General features: G+C 33.5%; 1 pseudogene. It reads right to left on the reverse strand.

From position 1 onward, the window contains the following. Positions 1 to 318: 318 nt before the first annotated feature. Positions 319 to 508: pseudogene (locus AC3G7N_RS22750) on the reverse strand (two-component system response regulator DcuR); the annotation flags it as partial.

The following is a 508-nucleotide window of genomic DNA, read 5'->3' on the forward strand; positions in this document are numbered from 1 at the left end:
CGGTAAGTTCCCTGAATATAAACTTATTAAAGTAATAGCTGTAAAAATACCGAACCACAGAACGGGAATTTCAAAAATCGTAAACTTCTTCTTGCTGTTATTCAATTCTGTTATTCTTTCGTCCGGCTGGTTGTCATAATTCAGCTCTTGAGCTGTTTGTCCCATATGTTGACCACTCCTTTTCTTTTATTGGCAAAAAACCCTATAGGAAAACGCTTTCAACCTAATAAATTCATCGTACTATTGTTAACAGAAAGTTCACATATTGTGAAACTAATTAAACTTTTGTAATTAAAAAAAGCAGCTAAAACAGCTGCTTTAAAGATAATAATCGATTTGGTTGCGCTTTGATTTATTTAATTTGTATTGATAAATGGGCCTCCCGACACCATATATCAGTGTTTCTTCCAAAAACTCAATCCCACTCAAAAACTTTAAATACTTCCTTACTGAAACCCTGGATATCTCTGTTAATTCTGCGATATTTTCAGTTGAAAAGGGCTCAGAT

It is taken from the genome of Virgibacillus carmonensis, assembly GCF_057836705.1.